The sequence below is a fragment of the Vibrio makurazakiensis genome (assembly GCF_050337375.1).
Classification (GTDB): domain Bacteria; phylum Pseudomonadota; class Gammaproteobacteria; order Enterobacterales; family Vibrionaceae; genus Vibrio; species Vibrio makurazakiensis.
Window position 1 is genome coordinate 1 of sequence record NZ_JAKJSW010000342.1, and the last position, 2,983, is coordinate 2,983.

A 2,983-nucleotide genomic window follows, 5' to 3' on the forward strand; every position below is an offset into this window, starting at 1 on the left:
GCTCCGAGGTTAAACCCATATGCCCAGTCTGAAGACTGTTCAAGATTCACATTACCACTAGCTATGCCCATTGCGAGTGATGCCCAATTGAATTGAACCCCACCGCCGAGTGACAGCTGTTCATTCACTTTGTAACTTAAAGAAGGGTTAAATTGCAGAGCAGTTAAAGTGGTATCTGACATCAACGCAGAGCCACCCCATTCTGAACCATAGTCTAAGCTAGAGCCGCCAACCGTGCCTAACGCTATACCTAAGTGCACGTCTTCATTGATTTGACGAGCATGAAAAACGCCGACCGAAGGCATGGTGGTACTGGCCTTGCCGTTCTTAGTTGCATCTCCTGTGGCATCGTTATACTTCATCTCGATATCAAGGCCGAGTGCGTTGACTGTGGTGAGTGATTTCCCCATGCCTGACATAGTGGCTGGGTTAGCCCATATTGCGGCAGCTGACTCTGTATATACGCCATCACCTGCGCCAGTTGTGCCCGCATTGGCTATCACAGCTTCTTGTAAAAATAGGCCACTGGCTGAAGCTGGCGTTGCTGACATCAGTGCTGCTGCAACCAAAGAAAAAGTAAAAATGGATTTTATTTGAGGATTTAGCGACAAGTGTAAAGGATGAGAGATTTGACCCGTTGTCGAGTGTTTCGTTTGAGCGTGTATAGAATTAGACATAATGGATACTCTGTCAGGCTATTCCTTGCCATTCAGTAATTGTTTATGCGTTCCGTGGCGACAAAAAAAGGACTGCGACTATTGTAAATAAACTCACTTTCTAATGAGGAATAATCAATATTCCATATTTTTATGATATTTAACTTGCTGATTAAGCGTGTATTTTTTGGCTAGAGGCAAATAATGGTGAGTGGGATTGGAAAGCGCTTCTGGATTAGGTTAATTTGAAGAGATACTTCCTAATATGTGACTTTGAATGAATGATCTAAATGCTTTACATGTGTTTCTCACTTTGATGCAAACACGTTCAACGCAACGCACTGCGCAGAAAATGGGGCGTTCACAGTCATACGTTTCTAAAGTGCTTGCTCAATTACGTGAAGACTTATCTGACCCGCTCTTTTTGAGAAATGCTCAAGGTTTAGAGCCAACCCGTTATGCTGAGTCTATCGAACCAAAAGTACGTTCTGCTCTTGAACAATTAGATTTGGCGTTAGAGCCTGAAGACTTTTCACCAAAATGTTTAACGAAAGTGACGTTGCATTTGGTTGAACCGTACTTGATTCAATTTGGCCAAGAGATCATTCGTGCAATTCGAAAAGAAACGGATGCATTAATCGAAATGCGTCAGTGGGGAGAGCATAGTGAGGCATTGATTCTGAGTGAAGAGGTCGACCTCGGTCTGCATGTCATCAATGATAAGCCACAAAGCTTTTATCAAAAACGTATCCATTCGGGGGCGGGTTACTTTGATGGTAACCAAAATGGTGAATACGTTAAGTTCATTATCTCTGGTGTGAACGAACATGCTGACCATTTCAAAACGTTAGATTCAGATATTGAGGCTGGGATAATTGTTGATAGCCATTTATTGATGAATCAGTTGATGGAAGAGTGTTTTACATTGAGGTACGAACCATATCGAGATGAAACCGAGCAGCATCGCATAAATTTGGATGTGGCTTTAATCACCAAGGCGTCACTAAGGCATGCAGCAAAACAAAAATGGTTAACGGAACTGATTGAACCCATCATTGATCGATTTGTGGACATGAGAATTAATAGTGGCAGAAGATAGAAGATAGAAGATAGAAGATAGAAGATAGAAGATAGAAAACGAAACAAAAAAGGAAGCCAATACGAGGCTTCCTTTTTTAGTTATCTACAGGGCAGATAAGTACGATTTATATGCTTTAAGGCGAACGGTGGCTGCACCGATGATGTCCATGAAGCCTAGGGCTGGGTGAGGTTTTTTAGCCGAAACCCAACCAGAGCCGGTAGAACCAATGGGTACGTTATAGCCTTCAGGTTCTTCAAACTCGATAACAATAGTGCGGCCATGTGAGCCTGTGTTATTGCCAACGTGTTGTCTAACACTTTGCGAACCATTCATCACTGAAACTCGGGCTTCACCTGTGCCTGTCGTTAAACTGTGTACACGACCTCGGAAAATTTCCCCCGGGTACGCATCTATGTAGAATTCAGCGAATTGACCAATTTCAATACCGCGATAAGTTTGGTCAGCAATACGCATTTCAACGAACTTCTTATTAGTGTCGTAAAGGTGCATGTTACCAATACGAGTACCGTTCACTATATTAGTAATTGAAAGTTGGCCATCAAAGGGTGCTCGAATTTCTCGGCGATCGTTTTGCCAGTTGGCCGTCGCCATTTGTGCATCTATATTCAGGATCTGCGCGTTAACAGAGGTGATCTTCGCTTCTGTTGATTCAATACGAGTACGAATGTCATCACGTTGATACTCTTGCGCATAGTCTTTCAACTTTTCTAAACGAGCTAGGTTTTTCTTGTCATTCTCAACTTGATGAACCAAAGCTAAAATTTCTGCGTTCGCTGCGTCTTTCTGCGCGGTTAATCCATCCATTTGAGATTGAGTGTCTTCAGTTCTCAATGTATAGATCAGATCGCCCTTTTTAACGAACTGATTATGGTCGACAAAAACGTTTTCGACTTCTTGCCCCAATAGCGGGCTAAGAACAGCGTGAGGCGCTTTGACGGTGGTACTGTCTGTTAAATCGGCTGGTGACCAAAATCGGTGAGCGGTAAACAGCGCGACAGCAAGTACGACACCAATGCTAACAATGATGACTGCATTTCTAAGTGTCCATTGAATGATGCCAGTTTTAACTAAGATCCAACAAATCAGAACATAAGGGAGCATAATCTCTTTCATGGTTACTTCTCCACTTTCGTTGTTGTTCGGCCATTACGAATAATGTTTGATAGTTCTTGTGCTAATACATCCCAACGGGCAAATGCGATGATCAATGCCAATACCCACCAAG

Annotated in this window: 3 protein-coding genes and 1 pseudogene; 1 reads left to right on the forward strand and 3 read right to left on the reverse strand. The window is 42.8% G+C overall.

Annotation, left to right across the window (positions count from 1 at the left end; all coding sequences use genetic code 11):
* Positions 1-593 (reverse strand): OmpP1/FadL family transporter (locus L4C33_RS21110; RefSeq protein ID WP_428814358.1); only part of this gene is annotated, 593 nt, incomplete at its 3' end.
* 340 nt (positions 594-933) lie between these two features.
* On the opposite strand from L4C33_RS21110, the gene L4C33_RS21115 reads away from it, so the two are divergent.
* Positions 934-1,755, forward strand: a complete 822-nt coding sequence (locus L4C33_RS21115) for a LysR family transcriptional regulator (RefSeq protein ID WP_428814356.1) — start codon at positions 934-936, stop codon at positions 1,753-1,755.
* A gap of 84 nt (positions 1,756-1,839) precedes the next feature.
* Here the strand turns inward: L4C33_RS21115 and L4C33_RS21120 are convergent, their stop codons facing one another.
* Together L4C33_RS21120 and L4C33_RS21125 are read right to left on the reverse strand one after the other, a co-directional pair.
* The gene (locus L4C33_RS21120; protein WP_428814357.1) at positions 1,840-2,871 is read right to left on the reverse strand and encodes an HlyD family secretion protein; all 1,032 of its coding nucleotides are present in this window, start codon (positions 2,869-2,871) and stop codon (positions 1,840-1,842) included.
* Positions 2,872-2,873: 2 nt separating this feature from the next.
* Positions 2,874-2,983: pseudogene (locus tag L4C33_RS21125) on the reverse strand (magnesium transporter); the annotation flags it as partial.

Bases quoted from the DNA above. Each gene is read 5' to 3' on its own strand.
- L4C33_RS21115 (WP_428814356.1), top strand. From the start codon at position 934: ATGAATGATCTAAATGCTTTACATGTGTTTCTCACTTTGATGCAAACA.
- L4C33_RS21120 (WP_428814357.1), bottom strand. From the start codon at position 2,871: ATGAAAGAGATTATGCTCCCTTATGTTCTGATTTGTTGGATCTTAGTT.